The sequence below is a fragment of the Kitasatospora albolonga genome, from assembly GCA_002082585.1.
GTDB classification, from domain to species: Bacteria; Actinomycetota; Actinomycetes; order Streptomycetales; family Streptomycetaceae; genus Streptomyces; species Streptomyces stephensoniae.
The window spans coordinates 3,414,284-3,435,398 of sequence record CP020563.1; the positions used below are offsets into that span (position 1 = coordinate 3,414,284).

The following is a 21,115-nucleotide window of genomic DNA, read 5'->3' on the forward strand; positions in this document are numbered from 1 at the left end:
CGTCACGAGGGCTCTCCTGCGGGGCGGTCAGGGTGTGCGGGGGCAGGGCCCGGGTTCAGGCGGATCTCGTGGTCGGCGACGCCGCGCCACAGCGGACTGTCGCTGAACACGAGGGTGGTCCGACCCGTGCGGAGCGCGGCGACCCGCTCCGCCACCCGGGCCTCGGTGTGGGCGTCGACGGAGGCGGTCGGGTCCTCCAGGACCAGCGCGTCGGGGGACGCGAGCAACGCGCGCGCCAGGACCAGGCGTTGGCGCTGACCTCCGGACAGCGTCCGGCCTCCCTCGTCCAGCTGGGCGTCGAGCCCGCCGGGCAGCGCGTCGACCACGTCGGTGGCGTCGGCGGCCCACAGCGCCCGGTCCAGCGCCTCCGGGGAACGGGTGGGGTTCGCGGCGGTCAGCTCCTCCCGTACGGTGCCGGTGAACAGCGGGTCGGCGGGGCCGGAACGCAGCGTTCTGGAACGCAGTTCGGCAAGGTCCACACGGTCGAGCGGTACGCCGCCGAGTAGGACGGGCGGAATGCCGTCCGGCCGTACGGGCCGGGTGAGACGGTCAGCGAGGTCCCCGGTCCGGTCGGCGGGCGCCACGACCACGGTCAGCCGCCCGGCCCGGGCGGTGATGCCGGTCTCCGGATCGGTGAGGGAGAGCGGTCCGGGAGGCAGCGGTTCGGGGTGCGGGGGCGCGACGGTGTCGGGCTCCAGGCACAGCAGGGTGCAGATCCGGCCCGCGGCGACCCGGGCGAGGCTCACCGTCTCGGCAGCCTCGGTCGCGGTGCTGACGGGCAGGGTGAGGAAGGCCGAAGCACCGTAGAACGCGATGAGTTCACCGGCGGTGATGGCTCCGTTGAGGGCGAGGTGGGCGCCGAACCAGACGATTCCCACGGTGACGAGGCCCGGCAGCAGAACGCCCGCCGCCTGGAGCCATGCCTCCATCCGTCCGGCCGACTCGCCTGCCCTGCGCACCTGTTGGCTGGTGCGGCGGAAGCGCTCGGCGAAGCGCGCCTCGCCGCCGATGCCGCGCAGGATGCGCAGGCCCGCGACGATGTCCCCCGCCTGGGAGGTGGCGATGCCCATCTGCTCGCGCTGAGCCTCGTCGCGGGCCTGGAGCGGGCGGAGCAGCGGGCCGATGCCGAGTACGGCGGCGGGCACGCCGATGAGGACGGCGAGGCCGAGCAGCGGGGAGGTGACCGTGAGCGCGACGGTCACCAGGGCCGCGGCGATCACCGCCCCGACCGTACGGCCGACGACCTCGAACGCCTGGCCGATGCTCTCGACGTCGGCGGCGGCCGAGGCGGCCACGTCCCCGGAGCGGGCCTTGCCGCGCAGAGTGGCGCCGAGCCGGACGACCTGCCGCATCAGCACCCGATGGCTGTACGACACGGCGTGCGCCTCGGCGCCGACGGCGGCCTGGATCAGGCCCGCGCCCGCGAGGGCCTGGACGGCGCCGAGGCCAAGCGCCACCAGGGCCCACAGCACCACGTCACCCGCGCCACCGCCCTGTCCGGCCCCGTCGATGGCCTGTCCGACGACCAGCGGGGTCAGGGCGAGCGGCACCATCCAGGCCGTGCCGAGCAGCGCGCTGAGCACCAGCGGCCAGGGGCGGGCCCGGACCAGCCACCAGAGGAAGGACCAGGGGCCCCGGACGTTGACCTCGGGTACGGCGGCCGGGGCGACCGAGGGGTCGAAGAGCCGGTTCGTCACAGGTACCGTTCCCGGGTGGCTGTGCGGTCGACCTTGCCGGTGCGGGTGTGGGCGAGCGCCGGGACCGCGATGATCCGGTCGGGTACGCAGTGTTCGGGGAGAACGGATCGCAGCCGCTCCCGCAACTCGTCGGCGGTGGCACTGGCTTCGGCGTTTCCGTCGGTGTCTGCGGCGGCCGTGGTGTCCGCCCCCAGGACCACGAAGGCGACCAGCACCGTGTGTTCGCCCTTGGCATGCGGGGCGGCGGCCACCGCGGTCACGCCGGGGAGCCGCCCGAGCGCCTCCTCGACGTCCAACAGGTCCACCCGGTGGCTGCGGATCTTGACCTGGTGGTCGAGACGGCCGTGGAAGACGAGGCTGCCGTCGGTGGCCTCGTGGACGAGGTCGCCGGTGCGGTACCAGCGGGCCGGGCCGTCGCCGAGATCGGCCTCCGTGAAGCAGGCGGCGGTGCGTTCGGGGTCGTCGAGGTATCCGGTGGCGAGCTGCGGTCCGGCCACCCACAGTTCACCGGGGCCGTCGGGCGTGTCCGTACGGGGTACGACGGCCTGGCGCACGGACGGCAGCGGGCGGCCGATCGGCACGCCCTCGGGGAACGGGCCCGCGGTGTCCGGCCCCGCGAGGACGGCGGTGTGGGTGACGAGGGCGGTCTCGGTCGAGCCGTAGGTGTTGAGCAGCCGGACGTGACCGGCACCGAGCCGGTCCCAGCGCTCCAGCATGTCCGGGCGGACGCCCTCGCCGCCGACGACAACGGTCTCGACGCGGTCGGGAAGTTTGCGGCCGGTCTCCAGCAAGTGGCCGTTGTAGATGTGCCAGTAGTCGACGGGCAGGTTGACCAGCGTGACCTCGTGGTCGGTGAGGACCCGGTCGAGGTCGGTCTCGGCCTCCTCGTCGAGGATGACGAGCCCGCCCGAGAGCAGGGTGGGCAGGATCTCCTCCAGGCAGGTGTCGCCGTCGGCCCGGTGGAAGTTGAGGGCGACGGTGGCCGGACCGGCACCGTACCGCTCGATCAGGTGGGGAAGGACGGCGTGCAGTGCGCCGTGCGGGACCGCGGCGGCCTTGGGCGCCCCGGTGGAGCCCGAGGTGAACAGCACATAGGCGGGGTCCTCGGCCCGGACGGGTTCCCCGGCCTGCCGCGACAGGGGGCGAGGCCGGCTCCAGTTGGGGCGCAGGACGCGCGGCACGGCCGGCAGCCGCCCGCTGTCGGCGGTGGCGACCAGCTCCTCGCAGCGGAGGGCGCGCAGCGCCTCGTCGGGGTGGCCCTCGGGGCCCTCGGCCACAGGAACGAAGGCGCGCCCGGCCGCGAGGACACCGAGGACGGCGGCGATGTCGCGGACGCTGTGGTGGACCATGATGCCCACGGGCGGGCGCGGCCCCGGGGCGCGGGTGGCGACCAGTTCGGCCACTGCCTCCGCCCAGCCGGCCAGCCGGCCGTACGAGACGGTGACTCCGTTGTCGACGACGGCGGGCCGGTCGGGCTGTGCACGGGCGAGGGCGAAGAAGGGGTCGAGCACGCTGGGCAGGGTCATGGCAGGCGTCTTCACTTGTCCGTCCGTGGGGTAGAGGTCGGGGTACGGTCGGCGGCGAACCGTCGGCCCCGGTGTGAGTGGGTGCGTCGCAGGGCGAACCATCGGCCCCGGGTCAGCGGGGGCGTCGCAGGCGCCTCGTCAGATGGTTCCGAGCGCCGGGCCGTTGGCCTCGCATGCCGTGAGGAGGGCGAGCAGGGCCGTCCGGTGGCGGGCGGCGAGCAGGCGCACGGTCGTCTCGTCGTGCAGAGCCGTGGAGTACCACCACTCGACGCGGAGCACCCCGTCGTCGGTGGTGGCGATCACCTCGATGAGGTGGGGACGCACCCAGTGCGGGGCGGTGATCTCCCCGGCCGGCTCGGGCGCCACGTCCGTCAGGAGCCCGCCGAGCGGCAGCGCGTCCGCGTCGTCGCCCTCGAAGTCGAAGGAGATGTCGCTGGGCGGGGCGGAGCGCAGCGCGGCCGCGATCCGGGGGCGGCCGTGGCGGCCGAGCGCGCCGTGTCCCACTCCCCCGCCGGGCATCGCCGCGAGGTGGCCGACCGTCCGGGCGAGCCGCCCGGTCGGGGTACCGGTGGCGAGGTCGAGCAGGACCGGGACGGTGGTGGTGAACCAGCCGGTCGTACGGGCCAGATGGCTGTCGCCCACGCTCTCCTCGCGCCCGTGCCGCAGGATGTCGACGCGGACGGCCGGTTCGTCGAGCCAGCCGGACAGCGCCTCGCCCAGGGCGTGCAGGACGAGGTCGCCGGGGTGGGCGCGGTGGGCGCGGGCGGCCGCGTGGAGCCGGCCGGTCAGCTCCTCGGGCAGCTCCTCGCGGTGGGTGACGGCGGTGGCGGCGGTGTTCGCGGCGCGGGGATCGGGGACGTCGTGGTCGAGCGGGATGCCCGCGGGGGCGCGGACGACCTCCGCCCACCACTCCGCCTCGGCCTCCGCCTCGGGTGTCCGGGCGTGATCCGCGAGAGCGCGGGCCCACTCCGGGTAGGAGGTGCCCTCGGCGCACCACACGTCCCGGCGGCCCGCGGCGAGCGCCTCGTACAGCTCCTGGAGGTCTTCGAGGAGGACGGACCAGGACACCATGTCGATCGCCAGCTGGTGGACGGCCACGAGCAGGCGGCCGGGCCGGTCCGGGCCCGCGTCGAACCGGATGAAGCGGGCCACCCGCCCGGTGCCGGGATCGAGGGCGCCCTGTTCGGCGGCGCAGCGCCGGGTGACCTCGGCCGGCAGGTCCGCGTCGTCGAGCGCGGAAAGGTCGACGGTGTCCAGTATTCCGGCGAGGGCGTCGGCGGGGGGACCGTCGACCGGGACGGCGGCCGCACGCTGCCGGGGCCGCTTGGCCGGGGGCGCCTCGACGGCCAGCCGCAGGGAGGCGTGCCCGGCGACCAGGCGGCGTACGGCCTCCTCGAAGGCGTCCGGGACGATGCCGGGCCGGGTGGTGAAGAGCAGGGTCTGGCTCCAGTGGCCGCGGTCGCCGGTCTGCTCCTCCCACGCCTGCTCCTGGGGCGGGGTGAGCACGACCGGGCCGTGCTCGGCACCGGGCGGGACCGACTCGGGGGCGCCGCGCCGGGCAGCCCGTTCGGAGATCAGCGCGGCCAGCCGCTCCGTGGTCGTCTCCGGGCCGAACAGCTCGCGCAGTTGCAGCCGCACGCCGAAGACGGCCTCGACACGGCGGGCGGTGCGGATGAGGTCGAGGGAGTCCACTCCGAGGTCGCGCAGCGGGGCGGCCGGGTCCGCGTCGGGGGTGAGCACCGCTTCCGCGATCCACTCCACGACCTTGGCGCGGATCTCCTCGGCCGACGGCGTGCCGGGGCCGGTCTCCGCCGTGCCGGGCGCGGGGGCGACGGGGAGCGCGGACTCCCGGGGGCCGCTCACGGGGGTCTCCTCGCGGTACGGGGCGGTCACGCGCCCGCTCCCCCGGTGGAGCGGCGCAGCAGGAACGGCCCGAGCGCCAGGGCGTCCAGCGGGACGCGGTGGAAGGTGGCGAGCGCGTCCTGCGGGCTGCACACGACCGGTTCGTCGCGGCCGTTGAACGAGGTGTTGAGGACGACCGGGGTGCCGGTGTGCTCGCCGACCGCGCCGATGAGCCGGTGGTAGAGCGGGTCGACGGCGGCCGAGACGGTCTGCGGCCGGGTGGTCCGGTCGCGGTGGACCACGGCGGGCATGGCCTCGGCGCCCGCGTCGGTGACCGGGGTGGTGACGATCATGTACGGGAGCGGGACGGAGGTCCCGATCAGGGACTCGGCCGCCTCCTCCTGCATGCTGGGGGCGAAGGGGCGCCACGCCTCGCGGTCCTTGATCCGGATGTTGACGTGGTCGCGGGTGGACTCGGGGGCGGGCACGGCGACCATGCTGCGGTGGCCGAGCGCGCGGGGGCCGCCCTCGGCGCGGCCCTGGAACCATCCGGCGACGCCTCCTCGCGCCAGCACTCCGGCGGTCGCGGCGGCGATGTCCCCGGGCTCGGTGTAGGCGGCGCCCGAGGCGTCGAGGACGTGGCGTATCCGCTCCGGGGTCCACTGGGGTCCCCAGGCGACGGAGCCGTTCATCGGCTTGATCCGGTCGCCGCCCTCGGCGGCGACCCAGACCGCCGCGCCGAGCGAGACTCCCTGGTCGCCCGCGAGGGGCTGGACGAAGAGGTCCTCGACCTCGGGCATGCGCATGAGCTTGCCGTTGAGGGTGGCGTTGAAGCCGACGCCGCCCGCGACCAGGAGCGTGGTCTCGCCGGTCTCCCGGAGCAGACCCCGCACCAGCGCCATGACCGCGCGTTCGAGGGCGGCCTGGGCGGTGGCGGCGAGGTCGCGGTAGTCGAAGGGATCGTGGTCGGTGACGCGTGCGTAGCGGCCGGTGCGCGGGTCGAAGCGGCGCCGGGAGCGGTTCGGGGCCTGCTGGAGGGTCTTCTCCAGGTGCGCCGCCCAGTGCCGGACGGTGGCGTCCTCCTCGTCGGTGCCGCCGGTGGAGCGGAGACCGGGGGGCACCACGCCGACCGTGAAGTCCTCGTCGGTGAAGCCGAGGGCACCGCCGAAGGTGAGGTCCTGGGGCGTGCCGTACGAGGCGAGGCCCATCATCTTGCCCGCGGCATCGGTGCCGAGCCCGGCGTACTCGCAGACGGCGGCGTAGAAGTACCCCAGCGACCAGCCCGGTGAGTGCGACCGCAGGGTCTTGATCCTGCCGTCGATGCCGACGGCGAGCGTGGTGCTCTCGTTCTCGCCCTGGCCGTCCAGGACGAGAACGGCGCCCCGGTCGCGCCCGGAGAGGAGGTAGGCGCTGGCGGCGTGGGCGAGGTGGTGGTTGACGAAGGTCAGCCGGGGGTCGCGGGAGCGGGGGAACAGCGCCTTGGGCAGCAGGTGTTCCAGCGCCTCGGCGTCGTCGGCGAACCAGTCGAGCCCGCGGTCCCCGAAGAGGGTGGGGAGGTCCCACCCATGAGCGACGACGTCGATGTCGTCCAGGGTGAGACCGCCCTCGGCGAGGCAGTGGGCCGCGGCGTGGAGGGGCGCCTGCCCGTAGGCGTGCTTGTCGCGGGTGAAACGTTCCTCCTCGGCCAGGGCTATGACGTCTCCGTCCACGACGAGGCAGGCAGCACCGTCGTGGCTGGCCCCGGGCCAGCCGTTGACTCCGAGCACACGCATGGTCAGTCCCCAAAGGTCGGTCGGGATCGTCCGGCCGCGCCCCGGGCCCGAAGGCGCGCGGCGTGCCGGTCACGCCGACCGATCCTGACGGCCCGCCGGGTTGTACACGACCTGTGCCGTAGTGCGGAGATCCGCCGCGAAGATCGCGGAGGCCGCCTTGAGCACCTCGTTGGCCCGCCGCAGCTCCGCGACCTCGTCGCGCAGGCGGCGCAGCTCGTCGCGCTCGTCGGCGGTCAGCGCGCCCTCGCCACGCCCCGCGGCACGCGAGGGGGCCGGACCGGTCTCCTGGCGCGGAACGCGTTCGATGCCGTACGGCTCCGGACCGTACGGGGCGACGGCGGGCCGGCCGGGGCGCGTGGGCTGTCTGGCCACAGGCTCCGTTTTACGGCGGGCCTCGGACTGTTCGGCTTCCAGTTCCTCGCTGACATCGTGCCAGCGGCGCACCCACGCCGGTACGTCGCCGCCGCACGCGGCCACATAGGCGAGGGTCACCTTCAGCGAAGGTTTGTGCAGGCCCCGGGCCGCTTCCGCGAGCGTCGCCACCGAATAGTGGGCGCTCTTCGCCATGGCGCGATAGGAAGGGTTCCCGGCCTTTCGGCGCAGCCCGCGCAGGTCATGTGCGAATGCCTCCAGCGGTCCGTCCGTGGGGTCCAATAACCGCTCTGGCCTGGCCATATCTCCCCCTGCTCATCGATGGTGTCCCGAACGAGGCGCACGTGCGTCACCGACCCGCACAACCGTGGTCGGCGGTTGTACGGCCGGTCGTACGGCCGGGCGGAGACTGCCGGGCCGACAGAAACCCTCCGCACCTGATCTCTTGAATATTGGTACATGCCACCGACATGCCGATCAAGCGATCGTCTGTCGGTTCCAGCCACTTCGAAAGGTGATCGTCCCGATTTCGGCGCGCCGCACGGCGCTTTCGCCGACGGCACGCCGCCGCCTTCCGCTTCCCGTCCGGCCGGGCGGAGTTGTACGGGTCTCTTGCCTCAGGAGCCCCGTACAACAACCCCCGGCAATCTTCCCTCGTGTACAACCTCCGGCCTCTGCAGGATCAGTGGCGACAGGCGACACGGCCGAAACCGACGAGAACAGGTGGCGGGTTGGTGGACACGGCACGCAACCAGACGGAGACCGCGGCGATAGAAGGCGCCTACGAGTACCGGAGCCGTCCGCTCGTGGAGCCGGACTGGCGACGCTTCCCGGGGTGGCGCGAGGTCACCGCGGCCGAGTGGGCGGACCCGCAGTGGCAGCGCGCGCACTGTGTGAAGGGCGCCGAAGGGCTGCGCGCCGTCATGGGCACGCTGCTGGACGAGGGCTTCTACGAGGACCTGGAGCGCGACCGGCAGGAGCGCGCCACCATGTCGGTTCTGCTGCCGCCCCAGATGATCAACACGATGGCCCCGGAGTCGGCGGGCGCCCGCCCGGGTGAGCTGACCAAGGCGTTCTACGACGACCCGGTGCGGCGCTACATGCTGCCGGTCCTCTCCGACCGGCACCCCGAGTGGCCCTCGCACCCGATGGCCGACCGGGACTCACTGCACGAACAGGACATGTGGGTGGTGGAGGGGCTGACGCACCGCTATCCCACGAAGGTGCTCGCCGAGCTGCTGTCGACGTGCCCCCAGTACTGCGGGCACTGCACGCGCATGGACCTGGTGGGCAACTCCACGCCCCAGATCACCAAGACGAAGCTCACGCTCAAACCGGCCGACCGGGCCGATCTCATCCTCACCCACCTGCGCTCCTCCCCCGGCATCCGGGACGTGGTGGTCTCCGGCGGCGACCTGGCAAACATGCCCTGGCCCCGGCTGGAGCGCTTCCTCGACCAGCTCCTGGACATCGACTCGATCCGGGACGTCCGGCTGGCCAGCAAGGGCCTGATCGGGCTGCCCCAGCACTGGCGCTCCGGCCCCATCCTGGAGGGCGTCGCGCGGGTCGCGGCGAAGGCCAGGGCCCGCGGGGTCCGGATCGCGCTGCACACCCACGCCAACGCGGCCCAGCAGGTGACGCCCGCGGTGGCGGACGCGGCCTGGGCGCTGCTCGACGCGGGGCTGCACGACGTACGGAACCAGGGCGTGCTGATGCGCGGCGTCAACGACAGCGCGCACGAGCTGCTCGACCTGTGCTTCGCGCTCGCCGACCACGCCGGCATCACGCCGTACTACTTCTACATGTGCGACATGATCCCGAACGCCGAGCACTGGCGGGTGCCGTTGCACCGGGCGCAGCTGATCCAGCACCAGATCATGGGCTACCTCCCCGGGTTCGCCACTCCCCGCATCGTGTGCGACGTGCCGATGGCCGGGAAGCGCTGGGTGGACCAGACCGACTCCTACGACCGTGAGCTCGGCGTCTCGCACTGGAGCAAGAGCTACCTCACCCCGCTGGAGGCGGCGGACCCCGAGGCCCGCACCGGCTCCTACCACTACTACGACCCCATCGACACGCTCCCGCTCTCCGGTCAGCGGTGGTGGCGGGACTCCCGTCAGGGATAGAAGGGACAGGTGCAACAGCCATGAGCAGTCTGCGTCCGCGGCACGAGGACCCTCCGGTGCTGGAGGAGTGGTACCGCCGCCATCTGGCCCCCGGCATCCACGACATCAGCTCCAGCGGCGTCCATCCGTACTCCTTCGCCGAGATACGCGAACGGTGCGGCATCCGGGCCGAGGACCTGGACGCGATCGTGATGGACGACAGCGTCTCGCAGGGCGGGGCGGGCGTCCGGCAGGCGATCGCGGACCGTTACGCGGCAGGCGACGCCGACCGGGTGCTGGTCACCCACGGTTCCAGCGAGGCGATCGCGCTCACCCTGCACGCCCTGCTGCGCCCCGGCGACCGGGTGGTCGTGCAGGAGGGCGTCTACCACTCGCTCGCCCATTACCCCCGGGCCGCGGGGTGCGAGATCGCCGAACTCCCGGCCGCCGCCGTGCGCGAGGGCGAGATCGACCCCGGCGCGCTGGAGCGGCTGGTCACACCGGGGACCCGGGCGGTGATCGTCAACTTCCCGCACAACCCCTCCGGGGCGACCCTCTCGCCCCAGGGCCTCGAGAAGCTGACCGAGCACGTCGAGGCGGCCGGCGCGACCCTGGTGTGGGACGCGGCGACCGCCGAGGTCACCCACCGCTGGGAGACCCTGCCGACCCCGGGCCCGACGGGCGGGAACACCGTCTCGTACGGCACGTTCTCCAAGACCTTCGGTCTGCCCGGGCTCCGGGTGGGCTGGGCGGTGGCGCCGCCGGAGCTGATCCGGGCGTCCTTCCCGCTGCGCGACCGGACCACGCTCTTCCTCTCCCCGCTGGTGGAGCTGATCGCCGAGCGGGCCATGCGCCACGCGGACAGGCTGATCGGCGCGCGGGCGGCCGAGGCCCGGCGCAACCTCGCCCGGCTGACCGACTGGGCGGCCGCCCACGCCGATCTGGTGCACTGGACCCCGCCGGAGGGCGGGGTGTGCGCGCTGCCCGTCTTCCGGAAGCTGGCGGACGCGGACGCTCCGCCGGAAGCGGTGGAACGTTTCTGCCTGGAGCTGCTCGACCGGCACCGCACGCTGCTCGTGCCGGGCACGGCCTTCGGCGCGCCCCACGGCGCCCGGCTCGGCTTCGGCGGCCCCGAGGAGAGCTTCCGCGCCGGACTCGCGGGCCTCTCGGCCTTCCTGCGCGAGCACGCCACCACCGGGGCCGCCCGGTGACCGCCGCGACCGCACCCGATGTGATCGGCCTGTGGGACCGCTCCGTCGGCACCCACCCCGAGGCCCCCGCCCTGGTGACCCCCCACCGGGTGTGGACGTACGAGGAGGCGGACCGGCTGACCGATGCCTGGGCCGACTCCCTGGCCGGACAGGACGCGGGCCCCGGCCGGCTGGTGGGCCTCGCCTTCCCCGACCCGGCCCGTACGGTCCTGGGCATGGTCGCCGCGCTCAAGGCGGGGGCCGGGTTCACCGTCCTGGACGACCGGCTGCCCGCCGCCGCGCGCGCCGCGCTCGTACGGCGCACCGATGCGGCCGTGTGGCTGGGCGACGGCGGGCACGCCCCGGCCGGGGCCTACGTACCCGTCGGCCTGAGCGCCGTACGTCCTCCGGTACGGCACCGGCCCGACGATGCGGCCTACGTCCTGTTCACCTCCGGCTCCACCGGGGAGCCCAAGGGCACGGTCGTGGAGCGCGACGCGCTCGGCCGGTTCGCGGCCGGGGTCGCCGAACGGCTGGAGCTGACGCCCGGGGACCGCTGGCTCCAGGTGGCTTCGCTCGGCTTCGACGTCGTCATCGAGGAGGTCTTCCCCGCCCTCGCCGCAGGCGCCGCGGTGGTGTGCCGGGCCGGCACCCGGGCGCTGGACGCGGAGGAGCTGCACACCGCGATGGACCGGACCCGGACCACCGTGGTGGAGCTCTCCACGCAGTACTGGCTGGAGTACGCGCGGTGGCTGACCGCCACCGGCCTGACCACCCCGCCGGAGCTGCGCACGGTGGTGGTCGGCGGCGAGCGGATGGACCCGGCTCCCTACCGCGCGTGGCAGGCCCGCCAGCCCGCCTCGCTGGCCCATGTCTACGGGCTCACCGAGTGCACCGTCAGCTCGGCCTTCTACACCGGGCTCCTCCCCGAGGGGGCCGAGGAGGTCCCGCTCGGCACTCCGCTGCGGGACGTGGAGATCAGCGTCCGGAGGGACGGGCGACCGGTGCCGGACGGCGAGACGGGCGAGATCCACATCGGCGGACCGCTGCTGGCCCGGGGCTTCCTCGGCGACGAGGCCGCCACCGCCCGCCGGTTCGTCCCCGACCCTGCGGCACCCGCTCCCGGCGCGCGGGTGTACGTCACGGGCGACCTGGGGCGGATCGACGCCGACGGCCACCTGGTGTTCCTCGGGCGGGTCGACGACCAGGTGAAGATCCGGGGCCACCGGCTGGAACCGGCCCGGGTGGAGCGCGCCCTGTGCGAGAACCCGGAGGTGGACCAGGCCGTGGTCTTCCCCGACCCGGGGACCGGAACCGCGCTGTGGGCGTTCACCGTCCCGGCCGACCCGCACCGCGCCCCGCCCCCCGGAACGGCGGTCCGCCCGGCCGCGGCCGAACGGGACGCGATGATCCGGCCGTTGGCGCGGGCGCTGCCGGAGTGGGCCGTGCCCCGGGTGCACTACCGGGTGGCCGTCCTGCCGAAGAACCCGCACGGCAAGATCGACAAGAAGCTGCTCGCCGCCTGGGCGGCGGACGCGGACCGCACGACCCCGGCGGAGCCGTACCACCCCGCCGAGGCAACGCCCGTGGAGCGGGATGAACCCCTGGGCACCGTCCTGACCGCCTTCCGTGACGTCCTGGGGGCGCCCGGGCTCGGCCCCGACGACGACTTCTTCGCCCACGGCGGGCAGTCCCTGCTGGCCATGCGGCTGCTCGCCCGGCTGCGGGACTCCTTCCCGGCGGCGGCGGGGCTGCGGGCGAGCACCCTGTTCGCGTGTCCGACGCCCCGGCTGACGGCGGCGGCGCTCGACGCGCGGGAGACCGCCCGCACCTGACCACCCGGCCCCGGAGAGACCACACGCCTCAGGTCCGCATCCGAACAGCCCGGCACAGCGGCCCGGACGCCCGGCCTCCCGTACGGGAGCGGCTCCGGCCCGCGCCGCCTCGGCGCCCCGGCACCGCCACGCACCACCCCGAGGGCCCACGGCCCGGCTCCGGCCGTCCGTGGGCAGCACCCCTTCCCGACCACTCAGCGAGAGTTGGCATGTCGAACCTCACCGACCCGTCCACGCCCGGCTACACCCTGACGCCCGAAGAGGCCGCCGCGACCGCGGAGATCAGTATCCAACTGGCCTCCGCCTACCCGTCCTTCGACGATCCCGCGCTGCTGCGGGACCTGCCGCGGCTGGCCGCGTCGCTGCCGCCGGGCACGCAGCGCTTCCTGCGCGAGTTCCAGCTGAGCGACCGCCGCGGCCACGCGGTGATCCGCGGGCACGTCTTCGACCAGGACCGCATCGGCCCGACGCCCGAGCACTGGCGCGGCCGGAGCAGGCCGGGGCCGGAGTTCCCCGAGGAGCTGCTGCTCATGCTCTACGGCGCCCTGCTCGGAGAGCCGTTCGGCTGGGCCACCCAGCAGAACGGCCACCTCGTCCACGACATCTTCCCGATCCGCCAGCACGAGAACGACCAGCTCGGCATGGGCAGCGCGGAGCTGCTCACCTGGCACACCGAGGACGCCTTCCATCCGTACCGCAGCGACTATCTGATCCTCGGGGCGCTGCGCAATCCCGACAGCGTCCCCACCACCGTCGGCGAGCTGGACCTCTCCTCGCTCTCGGCCGATGACATCGGCATCCTCTTCGAGCCGCGGTTCCACATCGCCCCGGACGAGTCCCACCTGCCGAAGAACAACACGATCACCAGCGACGAGGAGGCGGCCCGGTTCGCCACCATCCAGCGGATGATCGACGAGCGGCCCCTCGTTCCCCTGCTCTACGGATCGCGCCTCGACCCGTACATGCGGCTCGACCCGTACTTCACCTCCGTACCCGAGGACGACACCGACGCCCGGCGCGCCTACGACGCGCTGTTCAAGGTGGTCGACGCCGGAATGCGGGAGGTGGTCGCGGACGAGGGCGACGTGCTCTTCATCGACAACCACCGTGCCGTGCACGGGAGGCTGCCGTTCCGGGCGCGCTACGACGGCACCGACCGCTGGCTCAAGCGGGTGTGCGTCACCGCCGATCTGCGGCGCTCCCGCGAGATGCGGGCCACGACCGAGACCCGGCTGCTCGGCTGAGCGCCCCGATGAACCCCGCCCTCACCGACCTCGCCCGGGACCCGTGGCTGCTGCCGCAGCTGGACGCCCTCATCGGCGCCAACATGCCCGCGTTCATGAGCTGGGAGTCTCCCGGCAACTGGCGCTGGCACGGGATGTACGACCGCTACCCGGCCCACCAGCTCTGCCTGGTGGACGGGGACGGGCGCCTGGTGGCCGCGGCCAACGGGCTGCCGGTCCGGTGGGACGGCACCGCCTCGTCGCTGCCATCGGGCAGCGACGAGGTGCTGGTGGAGGCTGTCGACCACGGCCCGCCCGCGCGTCCCGAGGCGCTGTGCATGCTCTCGGTCTCGGTCGAACCCGCGCACCGGGCGGCCGGGCACGCCGAACGGCTGCTCACCGAGGCCCGCCACCGGGCCGCCGTGGACGGCCCGCGCGGCGTCATCATTCCGGTCCGGCCCACCCGCAAGCCGCGCTACCCGCTGATCCCGATCGAGACGTACGCCGCCTGGAGCGGTCCGGACGGCCGCTGCTTCGACCCCTGGCTGCGTACGCATCTCGAGCTGGGCGCCCGCCAACTCGGCATCGCGGCAGCGTCCTTGGTGATCCGTCAGCCGGTCGAGCGGTGGGAGGCGGAGCTGGGTCACCCGCTCCCCGGGCCGGGTGACCACGTGCTGCCCGGCGGGCTGGTGCCGCTGCGGGTCGGCGAGGACGGCCACGGGACGTACACCGAGCCGAACGTCTGGGTCCACCACACGGCCGCCCCGAGGTCCTGACCGCCCCGCGCCCTGCCCCGTGACGCCACCGCCGCCGCCCCCGCGCCCTGCCCCGTAACGCCACCGCCACCGCAATCACCACCGCTCCCCGCCCCCGTACCCCGACCCCCTGGAGACACCGTGACCACCCCCGTACGCCTCGCCATCGTCGGCTGCGGCGCCGCCGCCGGCGGCTGCCACATCCCCGCGCTCCCCCCGCTGAAGGGAGAAGTGCGCCTCACCGCGCTCATCGACCGCGACCCCGCGCAGGCCCGGGCCGCTCTCGCCCTCTACCGCGAGCTGGGCGGCGCCGACGCCGACGACGTGGTGATCGCCACCGACCCGGCCCAGGCCGCCGACGCCTTCGACGCCGCTGTGGTCGTCGTCCCGCACACCCGCCACGCCCGGACCGTGGAGGGGCTGCTCGACGCGGGCAAGCACGTCCTGCTGGAGAAGCCGATGACCACCTCGGCCGAGGACGCGCGGCGGCTGGCCGCCCACGCCGCGGAACCCGGGTCGCCGGTCCTCGCCATGGCCCACCCGCGCCGCCTGTTCCCGGCCTACGCCTGGGTCAAGCGCCTCATCGACGCGGGCGACCTCGGCGAGATCGTGCGCGTGGACTGGTCCGAGGGCCACCCGTACGCCTGGGAGCCGGTCTCCTGGTCGATGTTCGACCGGAGGCTGGCCGGCGGCGGTGTGCTCACCGACACCGGTTCACATGTCTTCGACACCCTGCTGTGGTGGCTCGGCCCCCGCGTGGAGGTCGTCCACCACCAGGACAACGCACTGGGCGGGGTCGAGACGGACTCCCGCGTCCACCTGCGGTTCGGCGAGGTCGACGTGCACGGCGACTTCAGCCGTCTGCGCGATCTCGGCATCACCTGCACCGTCACGGGCACCCGCGCCACCGTCACCATCGGCACCGACTTCCCCGCCGGGGAGTGCCTGCTGACCACGGCGGACGGTGAGGAGCTGCACCGGGGCGATGTCGAGGCCGTCGCCCCCGCGCAGGACGAGTGGGAGGCGCTCTTCACCGAACAGCTCGCCAACTTCGCCGCCGCCACGCGCGGTTCGGCCACCGTGCACTCCGGCGCCGAGGACGGGGCCCGGGTCGTGGAGCTGATCCAGGAGTGCTACGAGGGTCCCGCGCGCGAACGGACACCGCAGCCCTGGACCACCCGCGGCACCGGGGGCGGGCCCACACTCGACGGCCGTACGGTCGCGGTGACCGGCGCGGGCGGCTTCATCGGGGGCAGGCTGGTCGAGCGGCTGATCCTGGACAGCCAGGCGGAGGTCCGGCCGGTCGTACGCGGCTTCGGACGGGTCGCGCGGCTGTCGGTGCTGCCGCAGGAGCAGCTCGACTTCCGGCGGGCCGACCTGATGGACACCGCCGCGCTGCGGGCCGCCTTCGAAGGGTGCGACACCGTCGTGCACGCCGCCTTCGGCAGCTCCGGCGATGAGGCCGGGCGCTGGGCGGCGTCGGTCGACGGCACCGCCCGCGTCCTGGCCGCGGCGCGCGCCGCGGGGGTCCGCCGGGTGGTGCACCTGAGCACGGTCGACGTGTACGACCCCGCCGTCTCCGGCGATCTGACGGAGGAGTCCCCGGCCCGCCCGGCCGACCCCGCCGACCGTGAGTACGAGCAGCAGAAACTCGCCGCCGAGCAACTGGTGCTGGACGCCCATGGACCGGACCTGGAGACCGTCGTGCTCCAGCCGGGCGTGGTCTACGGCCCCTGGGGCGGACAGTGGACCATCACCCAGCTGCGGCGGCCCGGCAGCGACTTCGCGGCGCTCCCGTCCGGCGACGGCGGCGGTGTGTGCAACGCCGTGCACGTCGACGACCTCGTGGACGCGGTGCTGCTCGCCGTCGACGTCCCCGCCGCGGCCGGTGAACGCTTCCTCGTCGGCCATGACGAGGAGCTGCGCTGGGGCACCTTCTTCGACGCGATCCGCGCCCTGCGCGGCCCGGCGGAGCAGACGGCCGGCCGTCCCGCCGAGCCGGTTCCGGACTGGGAGCTGGAGCTGTACCGCTCCCGGGCCCGGGCCCGTTACGACAAGGCCCACCGGCTGCTCGGCTTCCGGGCCCGCACCTCGTTCGCGGAAGGTGTCGCGGCGACCGGCCGGTGGGCCGCGTGGGCCGGGGAGATCGCGGAGGCGGGGGCATGACCGGCGTCCGTGACGTGCTGGTGGTGGCCCCGCACCCCGACGACGACGTCATCGGGTGCGGCGGCTCCATCGCCAAGCACGTCCAGGGCGGCGCCCGGGTGACGGTGGTCGTGGTGATCGGGCGCGAGCGCAGCGCCCTGGACGACGGGGTCGGCGACGCGGAGTTCGCGGCCGAGACGGCGGCCGCCGCGAAGGCCATGGGCGTACACCGCTGCATCCGTCTCGACGAGCCGTCCCGGGATTTCGCGCTCTCCCGCCGGGTCCATCTGGAGCTGGTCCGGATACTGCGCGAGGTCCGGCCGCAGGTGGTCTACCTGCCGCACGACAACGACGACGACGTGGAGCACCGGATGGTGCACCAACTGGCCACCGAGGCGCTGTGGATGGCGGGGTCGGACTTCTTCCACGAGACGGGCGGGGAGCCGATGCCCGCGCCCCGGCTGGTCCTCGGTTACGAGGTGTGGGCGCCTATGTCCCGGTTCCAGTACGCCGAGGACATCGACGGCCAGATCGAGACCAAGGTCGAAGCGATGCGGGCGTACGCCTCGCAGCTGCGCCATGCCGCCTGGGACGAGGGCATCCGGGGGCTGGCCCGCTACCGGGGCGCGCTGGCCTCCGGCTCCGGCCACGCGGAGGTCTTCCAGGTACTGAGCCTGGGCGCCCCGGCGGCCCCCGGAGGCTGCCGTGACTGACCGGCTCCTGGTATGCGGGCTCGGCTCCGGGATGGACCGGTCGCTCAGCGAACTCAGGTCCCCGAGAACGGAGTTGGTGGTAGCCACCGACACCCCCGGCGACCGGGCCCTGGAGGCCGCGGACACCCTGGTGCTCTGCGACCCCTACGACACCACGGCCGTGCTCGCGGCGCTCTCGGCGGCCGGGATCGACCGGCTGGACGGGGTCTTCTCGCTGGGCGCCGACAATCCTCCGGTGATCAGCGCGGTGGCGCACCGGTTCGGCTGCCCGGGGCTGCCGCTGGAGACCGCGCTGGACTGCACGCTCAAGGACCGGAGGCTGGAGATCCTGCGCCGGGCGGGGCTGGACGTGCCCCGCTTCGCGACGGCCGCGAGCGTGGAGGAGACGGTACGGGCCGCCGAGGGGATCGGGCTGCCGGTCGTGCTCAAGCCCTCCGACCGAACCGGTTCGCTGGGCGTGATGAAGGTGGAGTCGCCCGAGGAGGTGCCCCTCCGGGCCGCGGAGGCGCTCCGGATCAGCGGCGGCCGGATCGTCGTGGAGGAGTTCCTGCGCGGCACGGAGCACACCCTGGCGGGCTTCATGGTCGACGGCACGCTGCACCGGTTCGGCTTCGCCGACCGGGAGTACGGGCGCAAGGAGCAGTTCGCCCCGTACTTCTTCGAGGGCGGTGACACCCTGCCCAGCCGGCTCACCGCCGAGCAGATCGACGAGATCGGCGAGACGGTCCAACGCGGGGCGCGCGCCCTGGGGCTGGACCCGGCGGTGATCAACACCGACATCCTGCGCACCCACGACGGGCGGGTGGTGCTCCTGGAGATCACCTGCCGGATCACCGGTGCCCGGATCGCCACCGAGGTGATGCGGCTGGCGACCGGGGTGGACCCGCTGCCCAACCTGGTGCGCCTGGCACTCGGCCGCCCGCTGGACCTGGCCGAGCTGGAGCCGACGCGGGACCGGGCGGCCGTCCAGCGGTTCCAGCCCGCCGACGGCGGGGTCGTCGAGTGGGTGGGCGACCCCAGGAACGTGACCCGCCGGGCGGGGGTGCACGACGTGTTCTGGGGCATGGAGCTGGCCCCCGGCACGGTCGTACCGCCCTACCGGGGCGGGGCCGACGTCCTGGCAGGCGTGATCGCCCACGCCGACGACGTGGCCACGGCCGAGGCCGTCGCGGCGCGCACCCTTCGCACGCTGCCCCTGCGGTTCAAGGACGCGGCCGGATGACCGCCGCCGGGGCCTCTCTCACCACGACAACAAGGAAGAGAAGGAAGAACAGGATGGCCACCGACCCCATGGACGAGGCCGCGGTCGACCGGGGCATCGCCCGGACCGCGGTGGTGATCGCGCTCCGCGACGATCTGCGGATCGCGGACTGCATCGCCTCGATCGACGAGGACGTGGAGATCGTCCTCGCCCTCAACGGGCCCAGCGACGCGGTCCTCAAACTGATCGCGGACCACCCGAGGGCGCTGACCGTGACCGAGATCGAGGATGTCGGCAACCTCGGCGCGGCCTACAACGCGGGGGCCGCCGCCACCGACCGGCAGTACCTGCTGCTGATGGACTCCGACTGCACCTTCGCCCCCGGCGTGGTGCGGTCCATGGTGCGCTCCGTACTCACCGAGCCGGTGGTCAAGGGGCAGGTGGTGTACGGGGAGTCGGCGGGGCTGCTGAGCCGTCTCACGGCCCGGGTACGGGAGTTCGACGAGGGCGACTACATCAGCGCGCTCTCGCCGCCGCTGATCTACAACCGCGTGATCGTGGACCACATCGGCGGCTACCACTTCGACGAGCTGATCCACTGGTGCGAGGACCGGGAGTTCGACTTCCGGCTCCAGCTCGCCGGGATTCCGGTGACGTATCTGCCCGAGGCCCGGATCTTCCACGACGCCCAGCACGGCTTCGCCAACATGCGCAGCTACTTCCGCTACGGCGTCGGGGAGGGCATCGCGCAGGAGACCGGGGTGTTCACGACCCCGGCGATCCCGGTGGTGTGGCGGCTGTTCGAGGCGGCGCGAACCCTGGTGCACTGCGCCCGGGACAAGGGCCCGGGCGCGGCGGCGTACTACGCGCTGCTCAAGGCGGCCCTCCACACCGGCACCGCGCACCATCTGCTCAACGACCCCTACCGGGTGCGGGACCGTTATCCGGCCTCGGCCAAGCGGGCCCGGATGGTGCGCTCCATCCCGCAGCACAGCACCCGGCTGACCGGTCCGCAGCAACGGCGGCTGCGGCGAGCGCACTGGGAAGCGGGCCGGCGGATCGAGCGGGTGCGTGACCTGTCGGTCTTCCACCCGGACGCCACCGGCCCGGAGTCGTCCTCAGTCGTCGGCGAGGCGCGGCAGCAGCAGGCGTGAGCGGTGGCCGCCGCCGTAGTGGACCGTGTGGTGCGCGACCACCGGGGGGTGCACGTCGAAGCGCGGCGCGTTGCTGGCCGCGATCTCCAGGCGGACCCGGTGACCGGGGCGGAAGACGTGCCCGACGGCGCCCGTACGGACGGTGACCTCGACCGGCCCGCCGTCCCCGGGCACCGCCCCGGCCGTCAGCCGGTGGACGCCGTCGCAGAGCAGTTCGGCCCGGCCGTCCGGGTGGACGTCGACGAGCTTGCCGGTGATGTCGGCGCCCGCCGCGTCCGGGGTGACGAGGACCGTCAGGGCGGTGTCGCCGACGACGGTCAGCGGGGCGGTGAGCGGGGGGCCGGTGAAGCAGAGGACGTCGGCGCGCCGCTCGACCTCGCGCTGGTCGAGCGGTCCGCAGTCACCGCCGGTGAACTGGCCGGGCAGCGCGGTGGCCCCGCCCGTGGTGGGCACGGGATCGGCCGGGTCGTGGCGGAGGAGGCGACGGCCGGGCTCCGCCGGGCCGGGTCCGGGCACGAGCGCCTGCCCGTCCAGGTGGAGGGCGTACTCCTCGGTCCCGGGGACGGGCCAGTCGGGGAAGGAGCGCCAGGTGTCGGCGCCGGTGAGAAAGAGCCGTACGGGGTCCTGCTCCGTACGGGGCTCAAGCCCGCGCAGATGGCGGTCGAAATGGTCCAGGTGGAGTCCGGTGACATCGAGATGCTGTTCGTCGGCGGAAATTCCGTAGCGCCGCTGCGGGAATATCCCCCCGGTGACACCATGAGCCCAGGGGCCGACCACCAGCCGCGATTCCACCCCCTGTCCGCGAATTCCCCGGTAATTCTCCAGGGCTCCGGCGAGAAAGATGTCGTACCAGCCCGTCAGGTGGAGGGCCGGGGCCTGGATCGCGGGATACGACTCGCGGGGCGCGACCCGGCGCCAGTACGGGGCGTCCGTGGGGGTGTCGCGCCACCGCCGGTAGTACGGGGCGAGCCGGCCGAGGAGGTCGTCGGCGGCTTCCGGGGCCCGGTAGAGGTCGTCGATCCGGTCCACCGCTTCCTCGACCTCGGCGCGTTCGGCGCCGGTCAGCCCGGCCCCGTCGAGCAGCAGGTCGTAGAGGACCCAGTAGAGGAGGAAGCCGAGCTGGAGGGCGCCGCCCTGGCGGGTCCACCCCTCGTCGAAGCGGGACGCGGCCACGTGCGGGGCGACGGCCCGCAGGCCGGGCGGCCGTTCGGCGGCGGCGAGCAGCGCGGCCATGCCCTCGTAGGAGCGGCCGAACATCCCCACCGTGCCGTCGCACCACGGCTGCCGCACCGCCCAGGCGACGGTGTCGGCGCCGTCGGCCGCCTCGTTCACGTACGGCTCGAAGACACCCCCCGACCCGAACCGCCCCCGTACGTCCTGCACCAGCAGGGCGTACCCCTGGCGCACCAGCCGCAGCCCGTCGACCGAGGCCCCGCCCGGCCTTCCCGACGTCCCGTAGGGGGTGCGCCGGACGAGCACCGGGACGGGCCCGGAGATATCCGGGCGGTAGAGGTCTCCATTCAATAAACAGCCGTCCCGCGCGGTTATTTTCACGTCACATTCCATCACCATACGCATGATCCCC

General features: G+C 73.9%; 15 protein-coding genes. 9 read left to right on the top strand and 6 right to left on the bottom strand.

Going from position 1 to position 21,115, the window contains the following annotated elements; translation table 11 throughout:
* Window positions 1-2: 2 nt before the first annotated feature.
* The 5 genes from B7C62_14765 to B7C62_14785 all read right to left on the bottom strand — a co-directional run bounded on the left by B7C62_14765 (window position 3) and on the right by B7C62_14785 (window position 7,404).
* Window positions 3-1,697 carry a hypothetical protein gene (locus B7C62_14765; protein ID ARF73389.1) on the bottom strand — a complete coding sequence of 565 codons (1,695 nt, stop codon included), beginning with the start codon at window positions 1,695-1,697 and terminating at the stop codon, window positions 3-5.
* Complete coding sequence (locus B7C62_14770; GenBank protein ARF73390.1) at window positions 1,694-3,223, bottom strand: hypothetical protein; 1,530 nt, start codon at window positions 3,221-3,223, stop codon at window positions 1,694-1,696. Before B7C62_14770 ends, B7C62_14765 begins: the two co-directional genes overlap by 4 nt.
* Before the next feature lie 138 nt (window positions 3,224-3,361).
* Entirely contained in the window at window positions 3,362-5,116 is a 1,755-nt protein-coding gene (locus B7C62_14775; protein ID ARF73391.1) for a hypothetical protein, read from the bottom strand.
* Window positions 5,113-6,837, bottom strand: a complete 1,725-nt coding sequence (locus B7C62_14780) for a hypothetical protein (GenBank protein ARF73392.1) — start codon at window positions 6,835-6,837, stop codon at window positions 5,113-5,115. Before B7C62_14780 ends, B7C62_14775 begins: the two co-directional genes overlap by 4 nt.
* 69 nt (window positions 6,838-6,906) lie before the next feature.
* The gene (locus B7C62_14785; GenBank protein ID ARF73393.1) at window positions 6,907-7,404 is read right to left on the bottom strand and encodes a hypothetical protein; all 498 of its coding nucleotides are present in this window, start codon (window positions 7,402-7,404) and stop codon (window positions 6,907-6,909) included.
* A 539-nt stretch (window positions 7,405-7,943) separates the two neighbouring features.
* Here B7C62_14785 and B7C62_14790 point away from each other — a divergent pair.
* The 9 genes from B7C62_14790 to B7C62_14830 all read left to right on the top strand — a co-directional run bounded on the left by B7C62_14790 (window position 7,944) and on the right by B7C62_14830 (window position 19,530).
* Window positions 7,944-9,335 carry a lysine 2,3-aminomutase gene (locus B7C62_14790; protein ARF73394.1) on the top strand — a complete coding sequence of 464 codons (1,392 nt, stop codon included), beginning with the start codon at window positions 7,944-7,946 and terminating at the stop codon, window positions 9,333-9,335.
* A gap of 56 nt (window positions 9,336-9,391) precedes the next feature.
* The gene (locus B7C62_14795) at window positions 9,392-10,525 is read left to right on the top strand and encodes a capreomycidine synthase (protein ID ARF77167.1); all 1,134 of its coding nucleotides are present in this window, start codon (window positions 9,392-9,394) and stop codon (window positions 10,523-10,525) included.
* Window positions 10,522-12,339 carry a hypothetical protein gene (locus B7C62_14800; protein ID ARF73395.1) on the top strand — a complete coding sequence of 606 codons (1,818 nt, stop codon included), beginning with the start codon at window positions 10,522-10,524 and terminating at the stop codon, window positions 12,337-12,339. The genes B7C62_14795 and B7C62_14800 overlap by 4 nt, the downstream gene beginning before the upstream one ends.
* Before the next feature lie 209 nt (window positions 12,340-12,548).
* Window positions 12,549-13,583 (top strand): arginine beta-hydroxylase, Fe(II)/alpha-ketoglutarate-dependent, encoded by a 1,035-nt coding sequence (locus B7C62_14805; GenBank protein ID ARF73396.1) that lies wholly within the window; start codon window positions 12,549-12,551, stop codon window positions 13,581-13,583.
* Window positions 13,584-13,591: 8 nt separating this feature from the next.
* Complete coding sequence (locus B7C62_14810; protein ARF73397.1) at window positions 13,592-14,338, top strand: hypothetical protein; 747 nt, start codon at window positions 13,592-13,594, stop codon at window positions 14,336-14,338.
* Between the two features lie 120 nt (window positions 14,339-14,458).
* A complete protein-coding gene (locus B7C62_14815; GenBank protein ARF73398.1) occupies window positions 14,459-16,483 on the top strand; it encodes a hypothetical protein in 2,025 nt (674 codons plus the stop codon).
* Window positions 16,480-17,175, top strand: a complete 696-nt coding sequence (locus B7C62_14820) for a hypothetical protein (protein ID ARF73399.1) — start codon at window positions 16,480-16,482, stop codon at window positions 17,173-17,175. Before B7C62_14815 ends, B7C62_14820 begins: the two co-directional genes overlap by 4 nt.
* 31 nt (window positions 17,176-17,206) lie before the next feature.
* On the top strand, window positions 17,207-18,397 hold the full coding sequence (locus B7C62_14825) for a hypothetical protein (GenBank protein ARF77168.1): 1,191 nt from the start codon (window positions 17,207-17,209) through the stop codon (window positions 18,395-18,397).
* Between the two features lie 53 nt (window positions 18,398-18,450).
* Window positions 18,451-19,530, top strand: coding sequence for a hypothetical protein (locus tag B7C62_14830; protein ID ARF73400.1), 1,080 nt, complete (start codon window positions 18,451-18,453; stop codon window positions 19,528-19,530).
* Here B7C62_14830 and B7C62_14835 read toward each other — a convergent pair.
* The gene (locus B7C62_14835) at window positions 19,495-21,108 is read right to left on the bottom strand and encodes a hypothetical protein (GenBank protein ARF73401.1); all 1,614 of its coding nucleotides are present in this window, start codon (window positions 21,106-21,108) and stop codon (window positions 19,495-19,497) included. The two genes, B7C62_14830 and B7C62_14835, sit on opposite strands and share 36 nt — an antisense overlap.
* Window positions 21,109-21,115 lie beyond the last annotated feature (7 nt).